General features: G+C 59.9%; 13 protein-coding genes. 7 read left to right on the top strand and 6 right to left on the bottom strand.

Annotated elements, in window-relative coordinates:
* Positions 1–3 precede the first annotated feature (3 nt).
* Both AC1DX3_RS21175 and AC1DX3_RS21170 read right to left on the bottom strand, forming a co-directional pair.
* The gene (locus AC1DX3_RS21175; RefSeq protein WP_476991331.1) at positions 4–2,169 is read right to left on the bottom strand and encodes an exo-alpha-sialidase; all 2,166 of its coding nucleotides are present in this window, start codon (positions 2,167–2,169) and stop codon (positions 4–6) included.
* Positions 2,170–2,300: 131 nt separating this feature from the next.
* Positions 2,301–3,446, bottom strand: a complete 1,146-nt coding sequence (locus AC1DX3_RS21170; protein ID WP_476991330.1) for an acyltransferase family protein — start codon at positions 3,444–3,446, stop codon at positions 2,301–2,303.
* Between the two features lie 379 nt (positions 3,447–3,825).
* Here AC1DX3_RS21170 and AC1DX3_RS21165 point away from each other — a divergent pair, with 379 nt between their 5' ends.
* From AC1DX3_RS21165 to AC1DX3_RS21155, 3 genes are all read left to right on the top strand, one after another.
* Entirely contained in the window at positions 3,826–4,446 is a 621-nt protein-coding gene (locus AC1DX3_RS21165) for a hypothetical protein (RefSeq protein WP_476991329.1), read from the top strand.
* A gap of 13 nt (positions 4,447–4,459) precedes the next feature.
* Positions 4,460–5,137 (top strand): hypothetical protein, encoded by a 678-nt coding sequence (locus tag AC1DX3_RS21160; RefSeq protein WP_476991328.1) that lies wholly within the window; start codon positions 4,460–4,462, stop codon positions 5,135–5,137.
* 513 nt (positions 5,138–5,650) lie between these two features.
* Entirely contained in the window at positions 5,651–6,547 is an 897-nt protein-coding gene (locus AC1DX3_RS21155; RefSeq protein WP_476991327.1) for an alpha/beta hydrolase, read from the top strand.
* A 70-nt stretch (positions 6,548–6,617) separates the two neighbouring features.
* Here AC1DX3_RS21155 and AC1DX3_RS21150 read toward each other — a convergent pair whose 3' ends face one another.
* On the bottom strand, positions 6,618–6,956 hold the full coding sequence (locus AC1DX3_RS21150) for a metalloregulator ArsR/SmtB family transcription factor (RefSeq protein WP_476991326.1): 339 nt from the start codon (positions 6,954–6,956) through the stop codon (positions 6,618–6,620).
* A 104-nt stretch (positions 6,957–7,060) separates the two neighbouring features.
* Between AC1DX3_RS21150 and AC1DX3_RS21145 the strand changes: the two genes are divergently transcribed.
* Positions 7,061–7,708 carry a DUF4166 domain-containing protein gene (locus tag AC1DX3_RS21145; protein WP_476991325.1) on the top strand — a complete coding sequence of 216 codons (648 nt, stop codon included), beginning with the start codon at positions 7,061–7,063 and terminating at the stop codon, positions 7,706–7,708.
* A 4-nt stretch (positions 7,709–7,712) separates the two neighbouring features.
* Here the strand turns inward: AC1DX3_RS21145 and AC1DX3_RS21140 are convergent, their stop codons facing one another.
* Both AC1DX3_RS21140 and AC1DX3_RS21135 read right to left on the bottom strand, forming a co-directional pair.
* Positions 7,713–9,197 (bottom strand): tryptophan halogenase family protein, encoded by a 1,485-nt coding sequence (locus tag AC1DX3_RS21140; RefSeq protein ID WP_476991324.1) that lies wholly within the window; start codon positions 9,195–9,197, stop codon positions 7,713–7,715.
* A gap of 100 nt (positions 9,198–9,297) precedes the next feature.
* Positions 9,298–12,291, bottom strand: coding sequence for a TonB-dependent receptor (locus AC1DX3_RS21135; RefSeq protein ID WP_476991323.1), 2,994 nt, complete (start codon positions 12,289–12,291; stop codon positions 9,298–9,300).
* 633 nt (positions 12,292–12,924) lie between these two features.
* On the opposite strand from AC1DX3_RS21135, the gene AC1DX3_RS21130 reads away from it, so the two are divergent.
* Complete coding sequence (locus tag AC1DX3_RS21130; RefSeq protein WP_476991322.1) at positions 12,925–13,251, top strand: rhodanese-like domain-containing protein; 327 nt, start codon at positions 12,925–12,927, stop codon at positions 13,249–13,251.
* Entirely contained in the window at positions 13,251–13,580 is a 330-nt protein-coding gene (locus tag AC1DX3_RS21125) for an ArsR/SmtB family transcription factor (protein ID WP_476991321.1), read from the top strand. The genes AC1DX3_RS21130 and AC1DX3_RS21125 overlap by 1 nt, the downstream gene beginning before the upstream one ends.
* 44 nt (positions 13,581–13,624) lie before the next feature.
* Here the strand turns inward: AC1DX3_RS21125 and AC1DX3_RS21120 are convergent, their stop codons facing one another.
* Positions 13,625–15,244 carry a methyl-accepting chemotaxis protein gene (locus AC1DX3_RS21120; protein ID WP_476991320.1) on the bottom strand — a complete coding sequence of 540 codons (1,620 nt, stop codon included), beginning with the start codon at positions 15,242–15,244 and terminating at the stop codon, positions 13,625–13,627.
* A gap of 125 nt (positions 15,245–15,369) precedes the next feature.
* On the opposite strand from AC1DX3_RS21120, the gene AC1DX3_RS21115 reads away from it, so the two are divergent.
* Complete coding sequence (locus tag AC1DX3_RS21115; RefSeq protein WP_476991319.1) at positions 15,370–16,554, top strand: glycoside hydrolase family 5 protein; 1,185 nt, start codon at positions 15,370–15,372, stop codon at positions 16,552–16,554.

Raw genomic sequence — 16,554 nt, 5'->3', positions numbered from 1 at the left:
CCCTTATTGCGGCTTCCCCACCATGATGCCGCGGCCGTCGGGCGCGATATAGAGCACGCCATATTGCCGGGGATCGCCGGCGATGGCGCGCATCTGCCCGAAGCGGTGCGCGTCGTCATTGATCCGCGTCCAGGTAGCGCCGCTATCGTCCGATCGCCACAGACCTTCGACGCCGTCGACCTTGCCCCACAGATAAACCGCCGGATAACCGCCGGCGTCTTTCGCCTTGCCGAAGGTAACCTGCCAGGCGACATCGACGCCGGGCATGGCCACGGGCTTGCCATCTGCAACGTGATAGAGGCCCATGGGCAGGGCCAGCCACAGATCGCCCTCATGCCCCGGCACGGCGCGCAACTGTCCGCCGCGATAACCGTCGAGCGCCGGCAGACCGGTCACCCAGGGGGCGAAATCGCTGCCACGGTTGCGGCTGACCAGAACCGCCCCGGCCTTGCGGTCGAAGGCATAGAAGGTCGCGTCATTGACCTTGTCGGCAATGGCTTCGAGGCCGCGGTCGCCGCTGGCCGGCCAGCCCTTCGCTGCGGTCCAGGTCTTGCCCATATCGTTGGAGGCATAGGCCGGCTCGCCCTCCGGCACCCAGACCAGGGTGTGGCCGAGCGACGAGACGGCGATCTTTCCGGAAGTATGGAAGTGCCCATCGGCGTCGGTGATGACGCGCGGGGTCGAAGGCATGGGCGTCCAGGTTTCCGAACCGTCGAGCGAATAATAGCCGCTGGTCGCCGCCTGATCTGCCGTCCGCGCCATGATGTTGGGCGCTAGCTCGGCATAGGCGATGCTCTGATTGGTCTCATGCGTCGGCGCGAACAAGCCGTGTTGCGGGGTGCGCGAGAAGTCGTCGGAGGCGGAGCCCGCGACATCGCCGGCCGCCATCAGCACACGCGGCCCTGCCGGCGGGCTTTCGAGGCCGAGGATGACAGTCTCCTCGAAATTGTCGTCGGCGAAGGCGAAGTCGACGTCGCCGCCGCTGTCGAGGGCGCCGAGGTCGTGGGTCATCCAGACGCCGTAGCCGGTGCCGTAGAGCAGTTCGTTGCTGTCGAACGGGTTGATCTTCACCGCGTCCATCCAGTGGCCCATATTGCGCCGGTTGGGGCCATTGACATCGTCGTCGCCGAAATAGCTTTTCAGCCAGACATGGTCGCCGATATCGTGTTTGGCCTGGGGTCCGACGGGCTTCCAGGTCGCGCCGCCGTCGTGGCTTAGATAGATGTCATCGAGGCCGGGATAGCGGTCGGACGTGGTGACGACCAGGGTGCCGGGATGCTGGCGATCGAGGTCGAGGCCGGAATAGCCGAACTTGAGCTGGCCGGTCGGTTTGGCGGGGGTGATGTCGGTCCAGGCGCCGCCTTTCAGTTTGTAGACCGCTCCGCCGGTCACGCCGTGCGGCCCGAGATTGTCTGCGAAGGTGACATAGAGAGTGCCGTCGCTGTCGAGCGCCATCTGGTGCGGGATCAAGGCCGGAGAGCCAGAGATTTTGGCGAAGGTCTGGCCGCCGTCATAGCTGGCATAAAGGCCGTCGCCGACCTCGCCGGAGCCGGCATAGACGGTCGGGCCATCGATCAGGACCGTGGTCACGGACTTAGGCGAGAAGGCGTCGACGCGGGTAAAACTGGCGCCGCGGTCATTGCTTTTCCATAGGCCATCGGCATTGCTGCCCAGCCACAGGATGTTGGAGTTGGCGGGGTCGACCTGCAGCCGCTCACCGGTCCCCCGCCCCATGGCATTGCCGCCCAACCGGAACGGCAAGCGGGTGATCGCCCAGGTCGCGCCCATATCGTCCGAGCGGATAACCGCCCCGGCCGGAACGCGGTCGCCGAGATAGAGGCCGCAGGTGGCGTAGAGGCGCTCGGTTTTTTGCGGGTCGACCGCCATGGAGACATTGCCGAAGCAGTCCCAATCGTCCTTGCCGAAGCCATCCATCAAGGGCAGCCATTTGTGGGCTGCATAGTCGAAGCGGTACATGCCACCGACGTCGGTGCGGGCGTAGAGGATGCCCTTCTGTTTGGGGTGATAGAGAAAGCCGTCGACATAGCCGCCCCCGCCGAACGGGATACTGGCCCAATCATAAGCCGCCTGGGGCGCGGCATGCGCCACGCCGCCGAAGCCGGCCATGAGCGCTGCCAAACCGGCCAAAATCAGATGTTTGTTCGCCATAATGGCCTCACTAAAAGCTTGTTGTTCAACGTCTTATCAGGTGCCGTGCCGATATTCGGAGTAGATGTGGTCTTATTCACAGAAAACCGGCGCTCCGAATGGATAATCAGGGACAAATTTAAGGTATTATTTTACTTTATTTGTGGCGTGAAACGATGGCGCAGCCAGCGATTCAGAGGATCGCCGCAGAACCGCGCTGCCGCCCAGGCCGACACTCCGGATAGGGCGACAAACAGCACCAGCACGGGCAGTTTCCAGTCGTCGGCCATCGCCGCCCGCGGCACGATCTCGAGCATGAGCCCTAAGACGACGATATGAAACAGATAAAGTTCGTAGCTATGGTGTCCCAACCACGCCAACGGTGCGCCCGCCCGGCGCGCGATCGTACCCGCCGGCAGATTCGCTACGGCGACGAGAAACACCGCCGCGGCGACGCCGATACAGGTTGCGCCAAGCGCCTCATGGCCGCCGATGCCGCGCATATAGACCCAGACCATGGCAATAAAGGCCAGCGCCGCCAGCCACCGTCGCATGACATGGCTCAGGCTCAACCGGCTGGCCACGATGGCGGCGATGCAGCCATAGGCCAGCATATCGATGCAAGCCAGGTTGCCGTACATGAAGAACAGCTCATCGTCCCTGTGCAGCCCGCGATAAACGGGCCCGACAACCAGACACAGCCCCGCCAGCCCGACCAGCAGCCAGCCCCGGCGCAGCACAAGCAGCACCAGGGGATAGAGCAGATAGAAGACCTCCTCGACCGACAACGACCAATAGATATTCATGGCGTAGTTGAAATAGCCGACCCGCTCCATGAGGATATTGTGCCAGAAGGTGAGCACCGACAGGTCCGCGGTGACAAAGAAGCCAGCCCCGGGGTCCTCATGGTGAACCATGTTGGAAAATTTCGCCAGCCCGGCCAGGCCCAGCACGGTAATCAGCACAAGCGCCAGGACGATGAGCGGATACAGCCGAAAAAAGCGCAGCTTATAAAAATGCGCAACATCAATCGCGCCCAGCGATCCGTAGCGCTTCACGATATTCGACGTAATCAGAAAACCGGAGATCACGAAAAAGACCGAGACGCCGTAATTGCCGTTATAAAGGATCGTATGCAGGATCGGCTGAGGCACCCATTGCAGTGCCGGACTGGATGCCAGCTTATAGGCCAGGGTGTAATGCAGCAGCAGGACCACCAGGATGGATACCCCGCGCAACAGGTCGACATAAAGGTTGCGGCCGTCCTGTTCGGCGGTTGGTGCTAGGTGTGAATGCATCGGCTACCTTTAATCTTGCCCCGGGTTAATCCAGCCATCCCACGTGCCAGCCTTCCCGCACGATGAGGCGCATGGAAATGAAACAGGATCAAGGTGCTATTGGCTGTGGCGATTTCGCGCTTTACGGGAATACATAAAAATTCAATATGCAGGGATTGCAAACGCAGTAGAATCTGCCAGATTGCCGCTACAAGCGCCCCTAGCGAAAAGCTTAATGAGGGATTGTCGCTTTAAACTTGGGGGGACTTTTCAAATGAAACGTGTTTTTGCGTCACTTCTGCTTGTGACCTTTGTCAGCGGATGTGCAACGCCCTATCGCCCGATACCTTTTGACCACGCGACATCGGGTATTTCATCTATTCAGGTTGTCGAAGATGCCATGCCGGCGTCCGCCAGTGTTCGTAAACTGGCGACAAACGGGCAGAATATGGCAAGTGCGGCCAGCGGCGCAGGGTTGGCGGGTCTTATCGTCGGTGTGGCGGCCGCGAGTATCGAAGCGGGTATTGCCAACGCCCAGAACAAGAAGATCAATGCTGCCCTGGCCACTCAGAATTTTGACGCTGAAGCCATTTTCGATGAGGCGTTCGAAGCGGATCTGCGCGCCCAGAGCTTTGACGTCTCCAGCCTCAAGACGGCGCGCGACGAGCGACACACTTTTGTCGCTACCGCTCAGGCCGATGCGCCGGCCAGCAGCGCCGTCCTCGACGTCAACGGATACGGCTATGGTTACCAGCAGGTCGGCGGCACCAAGATGTGGCGTCCCTACGTCGTCATTGCGGTGAAAATGTACGATGCCAAGGATCCCAAGAAGGTCCTGCTCGATAACCAGGTCGAATATAATGCCGTTGTCCCGGGCACCGTCACGGTCAATATTCCCGGCGATCCAGCCTATGGTTTTGAAAGTGCCGACGCGATCGCAGCCGATCCGGCCAAAGCGGCCGAAGGTCTGCGCAACGCCATCGTAGCGTCGGCCCATGCGACGGCGCAGCTGCTGAAATAGGGAGCGAACCGTTATGAGGCTGCTCAAATCCTTTTTGGCTATCGCACCGATACTGGTTTTGCAGGCGTGCGCCAGCGTGCCCGTGGCGCCGCCGTCTGTCGCCGTGCTGGATCTGTCGGGCAAGACCTGCGCCGCGGAACCGTCGACAAAGGACGCCGTATCGCTGACACCGGTCAAGAAATTGGCCTATTACTCCGTGGCGACACTCATCGACGGGACGAAGCCGTGCCTGACGACCGGTGCGGCGTCGAGCAATTATGTCGTCTATGCCCTTCCGGCCCATGGTGAAAATCACACCGTTACGGTAGGCGGCGTTCAGGAACCTATCCGGACATTTGCCCCTTCCGTCAGCCTTATGGACGCAGATGGCAAAATAACGCGGACCTTTGCGGACGATCGCTTCGCCATCCTGGGCAATACCCTGGGCGTGCAGTTTCGTCCGCTGCCGCAGGAACGATTTATTCTTGTCCAGTCGAATGCTGCGTTGGTCGGCAAGGCCGTCAGTACCTTCGAGACCAGACTGGTGACTAGCCAAGGCTACGCCGCGCCCACGCCGTACAGCTACGGCTACAGCTATTCGCAGGAACGTGGCACCGAAGGCAAACACGAACGGACCTTCTCGCACGAGGGCTATGTGAGCGTGACGGTCCAGGCCGCTACCGGAAAGATCGGCTTGCCGGACGAGAAATAGGTACTGTCCGGGAGTTCCGCTGCAATCCATGCCACTGTCACCGCATTTGGGTGCAGCAGGTGTATGTGGCCGGGCAATACGGGGCGGTAAATGCGTCGTTTAGAGGCTTATCGCTCCGGTTTTTGCAGGTTGGCGTGGCTTGGCGGGGGCTAAACAGGCCCTACCGGTCGCCTCAATTTCCGGATTTTTGAGCGTTTGGCCGCGCCGGTGGCCCAGATGAGCCAAAAAAGTTGTCCAATTCTATCCAATTCCGGGGCGACAATTTCTGGGCATGCCGGAGGCGTTCGTCGCACCGACAACGGCTCTGCTGAATACGATCCGTTCGACAGCGATCCGCTCCGAGACAATCGCGCAGCACTCAGAAGCATGGGCTGATCCTGGCTCTCGCCTCGCGGCTTTCTTCCTGGTGTCGGAAACGCTCGGGAATAGTGCGCCTGTCCCCGTAGCAACAAATCGCGATTGCCAGCCAGGCTAATTCACGCCATTGTTCCAGCTCAGGAAACGGGGATCAAAATGCTCGCGCCAAGACTCGCCGGAATAGTGTTGTCGCTTATGCTGGGGTCGACGGGTGTTACTGCCGCGGCAGAGTCATCGAAAGCGCAACCTGTCGCCCTTCCTGCCTACACCATGCCGAATACTCAGATTCGCGTCCTGCCTGTCACGTCTGAAGGTCGCCATTATCAGCTTTATGTCGGTTTGCCCGACAGTTATGGAAAAGTGCCCGGTAAAACCTATCCGGTCGTCTATGTCACCGACGGTTATTGGGATTTTACCAAGATCGTCACCATGGGAGGGTCCTTGGCTTATGATCGCGTCGCTCCGGAGTTCATCACAATCGGATTAGGCTATGCCGGTGATAATCTGAATTATGGCGATCTCCGCAGGTGGGAACTGTCTCCCGTCCCCTTCGGCGACAATGGCGAGGCCTCCGGACACGCCGCCGAATTCCTCGACACTTTGAAAACAGCCATCATACCGCTCGTGGATAAAGACTATAGCACGGACAAGTCATATCGGGTCTTGGCGGGATCATCCCTGGGGGGCCTGTTTACGCTATATTCTATGCTCGACAGCCCTGGTCTTTTTCAAGCCTATATCGCTTCGTCGCCAGCCGTGACCGTCGATCATGACTGGCTTTTTCAGTACGAGGACAAACTGGCGCAATCGGGCGTGCCTGAAGTGGGACGCCTCTATGTAACGGTCGGTGGCAATGAATCCCCCGAATACCTCAACGGTATCATCCGCTTCAACCAACGCCTGGCCTCGCGACATCGCGCGGGCTTCGATTACAGCTTTCACATAGTCGAAGACGAACGGCACAGCGCGACTACGTTCGAATCCTACACGCGTGGCCTACGCTTCGCCTTTGCGCCGCTCGCACCGGAAACGGGACCGTCACCGGGACCGTGACAGCCCACGCACGGAACTTGTTAATCCAGACTTGTGACGGCAGGTGAAGAATTGCCCCCGACAGGCCCGTTCAGTCTGCCTCCGGCCCCGGCTCAGTCCCCGCCTTGGCGGCGCTTTCCTGGCGCAAGGGCCCGCGCACCGAACAGACCGATTGCAGATAGCCGTCCAGCGTATTGACGATATGCTCTTCGACGATGCTGTAATGGATATATTTGCCCTTCTTGACGCTGCTGATCAGGCCGGCGTTTTCGAGGATGCTGAGGTGTTTCGACAGGCTGGGCTTGGCCATGTCGAAACGTTCGGCGATCTCTCCCGCCGTCATGGTAGATTTGGACAGATAGGCGAGAATCTTCAATCGTGGCTCGGAAGCCATGGCCGCGAAGATTTTCGCCGCTTGGACGGGACGCATATATTTAGCCTGTTGACGAAATGTGGGAAGCGGCATACATTTAGTTTGTTAGCTAAATATATAGATCGATTTGGAGACAAGGTCAAGATTTTGGGGTGGGGACCATGAAATTCGCGCAAGCTCACACGGAGGCCAGGCCGGACAGCCCGTTGAAGACTCTGATGGGCGATGACTGGTATCGGCTCAATCCGCATGTCCAGGCACGTTTTGCGCACGAGCCCCTGCCCGGTCACGACATCGTCTATAGCGGTGTGATGGACAAGATCCATTGTTCTCCGGCCGGGCGTTTGTTTGCGCTGGCGACATTGTTGATCGGCAGCCCCCTCACCCCACACCGCGGCCGCGATGTTCCGACTGAGGTTCGGTTGACGAAGCGCGCGACCGGCGGCGTATGGTGGCGCCGCACCTACGGTTTTGCCGCGCCATGCCTCGTCACCTCATGCAAGCGCGAGGACGCCAAAGGCCGGCTGTGCGAATATGTCGGCATGGGGTTCGGTATGCGGCTCAGCGTCCATGCCCGCCGAGGTGCCCTGCATTTCATCAGCGAGCGCTATTTCTGGGAGGTTATGGGCGTGCAGGTTCCGTTGCCGCATTGGCTGTCGCCTGGGCGCACGCATGTTACGCATGAGGACCTGGGTGGGGGTGAGTTTCGTTTTACCATCGCCATGGATCACGCGTGGCTGGGGCGGACATTTTATCAGACGGGGTGTTTCCGGGAAAAGGAATTTAACCACGAAAAGCACGAAAAATAACCTATCAAAAATAGCTGTCGTGGGGTTTCGCACCACGGAGCGCGGCGGCTGTTTCGCCCGCCAGGCCCGCCAGGATATCGCGGAGCTGGTCGCGGCCGACGACGTCCATCAACGGATCGTAGCGCTCCGGCGTCACCCCCATGCCCTCATAAATATAGAACCAGCTGTGGTCGGTGAACAATTCCCCGGGCCGGTTCGGCAAACGGCCGTTACGGCGATAGGTTTCGATACGTTCGCGTAAACTATCGGGCAACGCCATGGCGCGGCAATCGCGCCAGAACGGCGTATCGTCGCGCTCGGTCAGGCAGTAATGCAGGATGATGAAATCGCGGATATGGTCCATCTCCTCACTCAGTTCGCGATTATAGGCGGCGATGTTGCGCGGCTCGAAATCGCAGTCGGGAAAATGGTCGAGCAGGTTATACATGCCGCTGATTACCAGGTGGATGCTGGTCGATTCCAGCGGTTCCAGAAAACCCGAGGCCAGGCCCAGGGTGACGCAATTGCGGTTCCAGAACAGCTTGCGCCGGCCGGTGGTGAAGCGCAAAAAGCGCGGATCGGCCGCCGGCGTCCCGGCCCGGCCGATCAGATCCGCCAAGGCGTCCTCGTCGCTCAGATGGGCGCTGGAATAGACATAGCCGTTGCCGGTGCGGTTCTGCAAAGGAATGCGCCACTGCCAACCGGCCGCGCGGGCGCTGGCCTGGGTATAGGGCGGCCGCGGCGCGCTGACGCCCGTCGGCATGGCGACCGCGCGATTGCACGGCAAATGTTGCGTCCAATCGATATAGCCGGTCTTCAGCACGTCCTCGATCAGCACGCCGCGAAAACCGCTGCAGTCGATATAGAGGTCGGCCTTCAGGTGAGATCCGTCGCTGAACATCAAGGTGTCGATGGCGCCGTCCGCGGTCTGGCTGGCCCCCGCCACCGTGCGCTCCAACCGGACGACTCCCATCTGTTCGGCATAGGCGCGCAGGTAACGCGCCACCAGGGCCGCATCGAAATGCAGGGCATAACGCAGGCCGGCCTCGGCCCCCTGCCCCGCCGGAAAGGCGAACTTGTCGGCATCGCCGAGCGCCGCGCACAAGCTGAAATCGTTGAATTTCGGCGCCAAGCCGTTGGCCTTCGCCTTCAGCCAGGCGTGAAAGAACGGCCGGCGGTTGATCGTCGCGCCGAACGTGCCGAACGGATGCCAATAGGATTGCCCGACGCTTCGCCAGTCGTGGAACTTGATCCCCAGCTTGTAGGTCGCCTGGGTATTCTTGATAAAATCGGCTTCATTGATGCTGAGAAACTTCAACAGGTCGATGATCGGCGGAATGGTGGCTTCGCCGACTCCTACCGTGCCGATATCCGGCGACTCGATGACCGATATTTGGCAACCCAAACCATGCATCGACCGCGCCAATATACTGGCCGCGATCCATCCGGCCGTCCCGCCCCCGACGATGGCGATGGATTTGATACGCTTGTCGCCGTTATGTCCGGTCATGGTTTGGGTCCCTCAAAAAAAGAGCGGCAGCAAGCTTTCACCTGCTACCGCCAAGGAGGAACGTGCCGCCCCAGCAAGCTGGGACGGCACTCTCGGACGCTTAGTACTTGAATTTGAAGCCGAGGAAGTAACGGCTCCCGCTGTCGTCATAGGTGAAGGCCTGGTTCGGATACTGCATATAGGTATGCTGTTTCGCGTTACCGATGTTCTGGGCCGACAGGATGACGCCCCAGTGTTCGCTGAAGTCGTAGGACACCTGGCCGTCGACCTGGCCGTAAGGCGCCACGAAGACACCATAGACCTTGGGCGCGCCGGTCGCGTCGGCAAAGGCGAAGGTCGAACCGCCGATACCGTCATTGACCGCCTTGTCACGCCACGAATAGGACAGGCGAGCGCCTAAGCCGCCCTTTTCGTAATAGACAGTGCCGGTGAACGAGTTCTTCGACACGCCGGGGATCTGGGCGGCGTTGGTAAAGGACGTCGTCTGGTTGGAATAGGATTGCGACATCGTATAGTTGGCCGCAAAGCCCAGACCGTTGGAGAAGCCGTACTGACCGCTGAGTTCCATGCCATAGATCGAACCGTGGCCGGCATTGACGGGCTTGTTGACATTGGCCGTGCTGCCGCCGAAATCATCGTCGACGAAGGTCGGGATGTTTTGATAAACGACGAAGTTGTCGACCTGCTTGTAGAAGGTGCCGACACTGACCAAGGCGCCCGGGGCGAAATAATTTTCCCACGAAGCATAGAACTGGTTGGCGCGATACGGATCGAGCTCGGCATTGCCGGACGAACCACGATCGAACTTGAAGCCGTCCTTGACGCCGGTATGGACATTGGTGCGGCCATTGGTTTCACGGGTGAAGCCATAGCTGTTGCCGAGGCCCAGCGGATAGAGGTCGGCCGGCGAAACGACGCGGGCGGCGCTGACACGGATCGTCTGTTCGTCGGTGACGTTCAGGACGAAGTTCACCGACGGCAACACGTCGATATAGTTGCGCTTGGTGGTGACCGGGATGTTGTTGCTGTTGACGCCGTTCCACGAAGCCGAGCCATAGAAGGTCGGCACCGGCGCGGTTTGCGCGCCGTCGACCGTCAGTTCGGTATTGACGATGCGCACGCCGAAATTGGCGTGGTAGCTGGCGCCCTTGCCGCCCAGGTCGGCCATGACATAGGCAGACGTGGTCTTTTCGGCGATCTTGAACGAGCTCAGCGTATCGACGAAGAACTTTTCGCTGTTGTTCGGCGTCGCGCCCTGACCGTGGTTCCATACGCTGTTGAGATAGGTCGACGGATCCATCATGTCGGTCGGATCGCGAACGACGATGCTGCCGACGGCGAAGTTATCGACGGTCTTGGCCAGACCCGGCGCCGAGGTCGCGGTGGCGAAGGGAATGGAGACATAGCCCGGATCGATATAGTAGAGCCAGGTGCCGCCGTTCGGATCGGAACAGCAGTTGTTCACCGCTGTACCGCCGTCGAGCAGATAGCGGCCGAAAACCTGGTCGACATCGCGCTCGGCCAGACGGACACCCGTGCTGATGACGCCGTCGACACTGGCCAGATATTCCGGCTTGTAATGCAGGTCGAGGCGAACGGCGGATTGCGTCTGTTCGGTCTTATTGGCCCACGCCCAATGCGACTTGAAGGTCGTATAGTTCGGGTTGGTGTTGATATCGGCATAGGGCGCCAACGCCATGGCCGTCGGCAGGCCCGACGTGCCGCCATTGGTCCATGCCACTTCGTAACCGTGATTGCCGGTGCCGGTGTCGCAGTTGGCGCCGAAATTGTTACAACCGGGTGCGGTCGGTTGCGCCGGGGCGCCGGAACCATCGGCGTGACGGGCATTGTAGAAGCCGTGTTCGACGTCGGCCGCGGCGCCTTGCAGGTCCGAATTGGCCTTGGCATAGGAGACGTCGAGCGTGCCGGTCAGGGCGCCGCCATTGTTCCAGTCGGTGTGCCACTGGAAATTATTGGCCTTGGTTTCGCTTCCCTGGAACAGGGTCTGGGTTTCAGCCCCCGTCAGGTTCATGGTGCCGGATTCGAGCACGCCATTGCTGTCGATGCTGTAAGCCGCGGTCGGATCGATACCGGGGATAGGGCCCAAAGAGCCGGCGCCGGAACCGTTGAAGGCCACCTTGTCGGTATAGTTCAGCGTGGTTTCTTCACGCTTCGAATAGAACCAGTCGAACTTGGTCTTCAGCGAATCCGACAGTTTGAACGCGACGCCGAGCGAGGCGCCCGTCGTCTTGCGTGTGCTGTAGATGTCGCTGAAATAGGCATATTGCGGCACGATATAGTGGTCGGCGATCGTCGTCTGGTCCGAGGCCGACAAGGTGTCGGTATAGGGACCGGTGGCGACATTGGTGAAGGCCCACTGATTACGGTTATAGGCTTCGTATTCCTTGGTGTGGGTGCTTTCCTCGTTCGACGACAGGCTGCCGGTGAAGGCGACGCTGCTGTTCGGCTTGTAGGTCAGGACCACGGTGCCGTTCATGTCGGTCGTGTCGGTGTCGGCAGCTTGGGACGCACGCAGATTGCCGCCGACGGTCAGGCCGTTCGGCGCATCCAGCGGATCGCGGGTACGCAAATCGATAATACCACCCAGGCCGCCTTCGGTCAGCGAGGCGTTCGGGCTCTTATAGACGTCGATACGGCCGATTTCTTCACTCGGAATGCCTTCGAGCGAGCTGTACAGCGCATTACCGCCGTTGCCGCCGTTGGCGGCTTCACCCGAGACATAGAATTCCTTGCCGGTCAGGAACACATTGCCGTTCAAGGTCGTCAGGTTTTGGCGCAGGCCGTTGATCAGGACCGAGGTGCCGCTGCCGAAGGTGCGGTTGATCTGGATGCCCGGCAGGCGTTGCAAGGATTCGGCGACGTTTTGGTCCGGCATCTTGCCGATATCTTCCGGCGCGACCGATTCGATCGGCAGGTTGTTCCGACGCTTGGCGCTGAGCGCGTTTTGCAAAGAAGCGCGGAAGCCGCGGACAACGACGACAGTCGTATCATCGGCGGCCGGTGCTGCCGGAGCGGCATCCTGGGCAAAGGCCGAGGTCGCCGCGCCAAGCGCGATAATCGAGGCAGCCGTCATCATGGCTACCCGAGGGTGCAGTAGGTTTCGCAATGGTATCTCCCCAACATAGGTCTTTTTGCTGCCGTTGAGCGACGGGCTTTCGTGACGTCCCGGTTGTGACCCCGAAACAAGCCTCTTGCCGCTTGGCCCCCCTATACAGCGCGCATATGACAAGGTTGTCAATTTTATGTTAGCGATAACATTTTGAGGGTAGCGCTATCATTCTGCATTGGTTGCGCTCACGGTTTTTTGAATTCATTATCATGTTGTTTTTATACGATTATTTATCAAATGATGAGATGAATTGTGGCAAATATAACATAGGTCGAAAAGAAATTCAGGCCGCGATTTGGTGTTGATAGCGCTGTCATGACACCCGCCGCGTCCCCGCCGCTTTCGCTTCCGGAGCGGTGAGATTTGGCCGGTGGATCGCTGCGTCCTGAGGCCCCATGATTACAACGTGTGATCATATTGGAAGCGCTACCAATACTATGGTTATGCCGCTGGGCGCCCCCTCTTTGAAAGCGCTCCCAATCAACGTGCCGAGGCGATTTTTACCAACAATATAGATTTGGCCACTTGTGCGGGCATGAAAAATCTTTATGTTAGCATTATCTAACATAAAGACGTTAACCTGAGAGGACCGCTCCGATGACCACACTGCCCGACCACCGCGACCTGACCCCGGCGGAACTCAAAACGGCGCTGGACGCCTCGCAAATCGCCCTTATCGACGTCCGCGAGTCGCATGAATTTGCCGCCGAACGTATTCCGGGGTCGCTGAATTACCCGCTTTCGACCTTCGATCCCGCCGCCCTTCCGGCCGATGACGGCAAGATCCTGGTGCTGTCCTGTGCCGGCGGCGTCCGTTCGCTGCGCGCCATGGATGCCTGCCAGATGGCCGGACTGGACGTCGAACATCACCTGGGCGGCGGAATCAATGCCTGGAAGGCCGCCGGTTTGCCGACGGAGCGCTGATGCTTCTCGATGCGCTCGACGATCTCGAGGCCCGCGCCGGCGAGGCGGCGCGCCTGCTCAAACTGCTGGCCAACGAACAGCGCTTGATCCTCCTGTGTCACCTCGCCGAATGCGAATGCTCGGTCGCCGAACTGGCGGACTATAGCGGTTTGAGCTCGTCGGCGACGTCACAGCATTTGGCGCGGATGCGGGCCGAGGGGTTGGTCAGTGCACGCCGCGATGCACAGGTCATGTGGTATCGGCTGGCCGATGACAATGCGGCGCGGCTTATGGCTGTGCTATGCGATATATACGGCGGCACGCAAAAGGAAAACGAAGCGGTAATATAGCATATTCCGATCTACTCATTCGCTGCGCTGCAAAGGCCTGTTAGTTACGCCCTGACCTGACGCAGGAAGACGTCGACTTGGCTATTCAGGGTCTGGGACTGCGCCTGCAGTCGCGCCGTCGCCGCCCGTACTCGCTCGGCGGTGATGCCGGTTTCATCGGCCGATGACAGGACGCTGACCATGGTATTGGCGATTTCCTGGGCGCCATGCGCCGTGGCATGAATGTTCTGCGATATCTCTCGCGTGACGTCCGACTGCTGGCTGACCGCGGCGGCGACGATGACCGTGCTTTCGGTGACATCGTTGATAATGCCCAGGATTTCGCCCATGGCTTCGACCGACTGCTGGGTTTCGCTCTGGATGTCGTGGATCTGCGACGAGATCTCGCCCAGCGCCCGCGACACCTGGCCCGACAGGCTCTTGACCTCGTTGGCGACCACGGCGAAGCCCTTGCCCGCCTCCCCTGCCCGCGCCGACTCGATCGTGGCATTGAGCGCCAACAGATTGATCTGGCCGGCAATGTCGTTGATAACATTGACGACTTCGCCGATGCGGCCGGACGATTTCGACAGCCGTTCAACCACATCCTTGGCCAACGCCCCTTTGTCGGCGGCCGAGCGTACGATCTGGTTCGACTTCTCCGTCTGATCGCGGATTTCGCGGATCGACGCCGTCAGTTCCTCCGACGCCGCCGCCACCTGCGACGAGGTTTGCGCGGCGTCATTGGAAATGCGCGACACGGCCTGTGAACGGTCCTTGGTGTCGACGGCGATGACCGAAACTCTTTCCGATTCCGCCTGCAGCAGGTCCGCAGCCGAGACGACGTCACGCAACACGCCATGGACCGAGTTTTCAAAGCTCTCGGCCAGGTCGTGCATGGCCTGGCGCCGGGCTTCGGCCGCCTTCTGATCGGCCGCCTGCTGCGCCTCGATCCTCCGGGTTTCCATCTCCGCCAGTTGATCCTGCTGTTCGCGCGCCCTGACCTCGGCCCGCATCATGGCGCGGCGCAGGCGATAAACGCCGAAACCGCAGCCCGCCGAACAGACCACGGCGATCAGCAGTCCGATCCACAGGGCCATCCGCACCTGGCCCATCCGGGCATTATAGGCCTTGACGTTGATATCGACCCCGGCCATGCCGACGAAATTGTGGTCTTCGTCATAAAAGGGTGCGTAGCCGCTGAGGAAGGTCCCCCATTCGTCGGTATAGGGCTTGGATTCCGTCGCCGTCGTCTTGGTCTGAAAGGCTTTTTCCAGGGTCGGCGGCGCCTTGGCATATTCATCCATGATGCCGCTTGTGTCGTCCTTCTGGCCCTCGGGCTGGCTATCGACGATGAAATAGATCTTCTCGTCCTTTTGGACGACCGTATAGATATAGGCCAAGTTTTCGTCGCCATTGATCATGGCGCGGAAGGGTTCCTCGACCTTGCGATAGACTTCGTTGTTCTTTTCTTCCGGCGTATCCAGGGTCAGGTGCGCCTTGACATCGACCATATTGGCGGCGGCCTGGGCCAACCCCTTCAGGTTCTCACGTATCTCGGCCTTCATGGCGATTTGCGACGCGATATAGACGGCCAGGCTGGCCACCGCCGCAACGGCAAAGATCAGGGCGCCGGCCAGGATGCCGTCGCGCTTCGGATTGATGGTCGTGCTCTGGGCGGCCATGGGGGACTCCGGACAGGGGGATCCGGAAATTTTGCCGAAAAATGGTTAACGGGGGCGTTAACGGTCGTGTAAATTCTGGCCATGGCGCAACTTTTACGGCACCCTAGCGGAAAATGGAGCTCGGCATGAAGTTGAATATTGCAGTGGTCGCGGCCCTCCTCATGGCCCTGTCTCCCGCCGCCCGCGCCGCCGACACGATTGCGTTCTGGGACACCCCGCAATACGGCGGCAACAGCTTCAATCAGGGCGTCCCCGACGAAGCCTATTTCCGCGCCCTGAAAGCCACCGGCGCCACCTGGGTGCGGCTGACGCCCAGCAAGTGGAAGGGCGCCGGGCGCGACTTCCTCATCGGCAATGCCGACCATTATGACGGCATCCCGCCGACCGATTTGGCGATGTTGATCAAATGCCTCGACGCGGCCCAGGCCGCTGGGATCAAGGTCGTTCTGGTACCCCTGTCCCTGCCCGGCGACCGCTGGAACCAGCAGAACGATAATAAACAGGACGACCGGCTGTGGAACGACATGGCCTATTGGGACCAGTCGGCGGCCTTCTGGCATGATCTGGCGTTCGCGCTGAAGGATCATCCGGCGATAGCGGGCTATAACCTGATCAATGAACCGACGCCGGAAAAGGGCATGGGACTGGACGAGCAGGCAGATCCGGCGACGCGCCAAGCCTGGTACGCCAAGTATAAGGGCACGACGCACGACCTGCCGGCCTTTTACGAACAGGTCATTGCGGCCGTCCGCTCCACCGATCCCGACACCCCGATCATGGTCGACGGCGGCTGGTACGCCAATGCCTGGAGCTTCAGCTATTGGCCGAGCAAGCTGTCGGACGACAAGGTGCTCTACGCCTTTCATATGTACGAGCCCTATGAGGCGACCAGTTCACCCAATCTGAAACGCAACCCGCAACTACGCTATCCTGGCGTCCAATCATGGTTCGGCGCCAAGAAGGTGACCTGGGACAAGACCATGGTGGCGACCTTCCTCGATGGCCCGTTCCAATGGGCGGCGGCGCATGACGTGCCGAACAACCGCATGGTCGCTGGCGAATTCGGCTGTGTGCGGCAATGGGTGGATTGCGGCGCCTATATCAACGATGTGCTGGATGTGTTGAACAGTCATTCGGCGCACTGGGCGTTTTACGGCTTCCGCGAGGATGGCTGGGACGCCATGGACTACGAACTGGCGCCGGATGTAACGCAGGGCCAGTTCTATTATCTCCAGGAAGAGGGCAAGGCGGATCAGTTGAAACGCACGCCGCATCCACTATTGGATATCATCGAAGCCCATATGAAGTAA

The organism is Asticcacaulis sp. P2_B1 (assembly GCF_056404915.1).
Note: the sequence above shows the minus strand (reverse complement) of the source record. Positions and strands in the feature narration are given on the sequence as shown.

Coding starts and splice junctions, on each gene's coding strand:
- AC1DX3_RS21175 (WP_476991331.1), bottom strand. CDS start 2,169: ATGGCGAACAAACATCTGATTTTGGCCGGTTTGGCAGCGCTCATGGCC.
- AC1DX3_RS21170 (WP_476991330.1), bottom strand. CDS start 3,446: ATGCATTCACACCTAGCACCAACCGCCGAACAGGACGGCCGCAACCTT.
- AC1DX3_RS21165 (WP_476991329.1), top strand. CDS start 3,826: ATGCCGGCGTCCGCCAGTGTTCGTAAACTGGCGACAAACGGGCAGAAT.
- AC1DX3_RS21160 (WP_476991328.1), top strand. CDS start 4,460: ATGAGGCTGCTCAAATCCTTTTTGGCTATCGCACCGATACTGGTTTTG.
- AC1DX3_RS21155 (WP_476991327.1), top strand. CDS start 5,651: ATGCTCGCGCCAAGACTCGCCGGAATAGTGTTGTCGCTTATGCTGGGG.
- AC1DX3_RS21150 (WP_476991326.1), bottom strand. CDS start 6,956: ATGCGTCCCGTCCAAGCGGCGAAAATCTTCGCGGCCATGGCTTCCGAG.
- AC1DX3_RS21145 (WP_476991325.1), top strand. CDS start 7,061: ATGAAATTCGCGCAAGCTCACACGGAGGCCAGGCCGGACAGCCCGTTG.
- AC1DX3_RS21140 (WP_476991324.1), bottom strand. CDS start 9,197: ATGACCGGACATAACGGCGACAAGCGTATCAAATCCATCGCCATCGTC.
- AC1DX3_RS21135 (WP_476991323.1), bottom strand. CDS start 12,291: ATGACGGCTGCCTCGATTATCGCGCTTGGCGCGGCGACCTCGGCCTTT.
- AC1DX3_RS21130 (WP_476991322.1), top strand. CDS start 12,925: ATGACCACACTGCCCGACCACCGCGACCTGACCCCGGCGGAACTCAAA.
- AC1DX3_RS21125 (WP_476991321.1), top strand. CDS start 13,251: ATGCTTCTCGATGCGCTCGACGATCTCGAGGCCCGCGCCGGCGAGGCG.
- AC1DX3_RS21120 (WP_476991320.1), bottom strand. CDS start 15,244: ATGGCCGCCCAGAGCACGACCATCAATCCGAAGCGCGACGGCATCCTG.
- AC1DX3_RS21115 (WP_476991319.1), top strand. CDS start 15,370: ATGAAGTTGAATATTGCAGTGGTCGCGGCCCTCCTCATGGCCCTGTCT.